General features: G+C 67.0%; 3 protein-coding genes. All 3 read left to right on the top strand.

The window, feature by feature from the left end:
* Nucleotides 1-235 (top strand): hypothetical protein (locus AB0B89_RS36220; RefSeq protein ID WP_358562252.1); only part of this gene is annotated, 235 nt, incomplete at its 5' end.
* Between the two features lie 14 nt (nt 236-249).
* Entirely contained in the window at nt 250-879 is a 630-nt protein-coding gene (locus AB0B89_RS36215; RefSeq protein ID WP_358562249.1) for a hypothetical protein, read from the top strand.
* A complete protein-coding gene (locus tag AB0B89_RS36210) occupies nt 876-1,268 on the top strand; it encodes a hypothetical protein (protein WP_358562246.1) in 393 nt (130 codons plus the stop codon). The genes AB0B89_RS36215 and AB0B89_RS36210 overlap by 4 nt, the downstream gene beginning before the upstream one ends.
* Nucleotides 1,269-1,844 lie beyond the last annotated feature (576 nt).

Below are 1,844 nucleotides of genomic sequence, written 5' to 3'. Positions count from 1 at the left end.
CGACCGGCTCGCCCGGGAGGTGCCGGATTACAAGCGGTGGTGGGAGCTGATCAACGAGGCGCTCGGCGACTACCTCCAGTGGCCGCCCGAGATGCGCGGCTCCTTCGCCGACTGGGTCGCCCGCGTCCCCGTCCCGCTGCGCACCGACACCTGGACCGAGGTCAAGCCCATCCGCGCGCACAAGCAGCTCAAGCTCATCGAACAGCGGGAAGCCGCCCAGCCCGTGCCCGCCTGAGAAAGGAACCCCACATGTCCATGAGCACCTCCGCCATCACCGGCGCCAAGAGCGACGTACTGCGCGCCGCTCTGCGCTGCATCGACGGCGACTACCAAGACCCGAACGCCAACTCCGACGCCGAGGCCGAATACAGCGACGAGGAGTTGGCCCGCGCCAGCCTGAAGCTGGTCGACGCGGTCGACTCCGCCCCCGACGACGAAAAGCCCGTCGCCTGGCGCAAGGGCCACGCCATCGTCTCCTCCCCCCTCCACCGGCTCCACGCCGCCGTCAACGACACCCTCGGCGGCCTGACCAGCCTCGTCATCACCTCGACCATCCCGATCGCACACCACGGCGCCACCATTCCCGAACCCATGTGGACCGCGGCGCTGCCCGTCATCGGCAGCTACAAGTTCGCCGGCAAGTTCACCTTCAACCTCCCGCACGACGACATGGACTACGACCGCCGCGACCTGGTCGGCTCAGGGGTGACCGCCGACGAAGCCATCACCGAACTGCTGCGCCTGCTCGGCCGCATCACCTGGGCGCAGGTGCTCCCCCCAGACTCAGTCATCCAACGTGGCGGCCACGTCTTCCACGTCGCCTGGAACGCCGCCACAGGCCGTCTGGAAGGCCTGAAGTCCACCGGAGGCACACCTTGATCGTCAACCCGATGCAGGAAGCCCGTACGGCCGCCCACACCGCGTTCCTTTCCGCGACCCTGGACGCCGAAGACCTCGACACCCGCCTGGACAAGGCGTTGGACACCTTCGCCGCCGTGCTCACCCGAGCTGGCCGCCTGGCCGACGACGACGCAGAGCTGCCCGACTCAGACGAACTCGACCACTGGGCCCGGCAACTGGCCTACGAGTCGGGGTTCGCGCGCTACGTCGACGGCGAGGGGTGGCGCATGCTGCGCACATCCCGCGTCGACATCGAAACGGCCTACCTGAAGGCCAAGGACCGCCCGGGGTGCGACCCGCAGTGGCTCAACATCGTCCGCCGGATGCTCCTGACCCACGCCGCACAGCGAGGCGGTGAGCAGTCATGAGCCGCACGGGTCCTAAGTGGGCGCTGGGTGAATCTGTGGCCCCGAGTCCGGTGTGTCTAGTGCCAACCAACTGTGGGAGCCTGTACGGTGCCATTACGCCTCCCCGGAGGCCCCGCAGCGTAAACAACTCCATAAATGGACGACGGCGGCTCGTCCGCACCAGACGCCCATCTGGTGAAGGCGAACAGCCGCCGTCGGTGGCACCCAGAGGATTCCGACCCCTCTGGGACGCCCGCTCCATCGACCACCCAGTCAGAACAAGGAAGAAAATGACTGAATCGATGAAGCGTGTCTTCAGGGTACCTGGGTTCAGACAGCCCGCAACACCCGACACGCAAAACGGCACCCATAGTGCCAACGAAAGCCGCCGCGCGCCACACATCTGTGACTCCAGCCGTAGGGTAGCGCCACGCTGCGTAACCATGGCGGTGACGGCGTGACCTACACGGTAGCCAAAGACCCCGCCGGGACCATCGCCCGCCACAACCTGACCATCGGCGCCTGGGGCATCTACTCCTACGTCCTCGGCCTGCCTGACCGAACGACCTCCGTCACCAAGCTCATGGAGGTGTTCGC

Origin of the sequence: Sphaerisporangium sp. NPDC049002 (assembly GCF_040649355.1) — a bacterium.
Lineage (GTDB): Bacteria > Actinomycetota > Actinomycetes > Streptosporangiales > Streptosporangiaceae > Sphaerisporangium.
The sequence above is the reverse complement of the archived record's forward strand: the minus strand, read 5'-3'. Positions and strand labels throughout refer to the sequence as shown.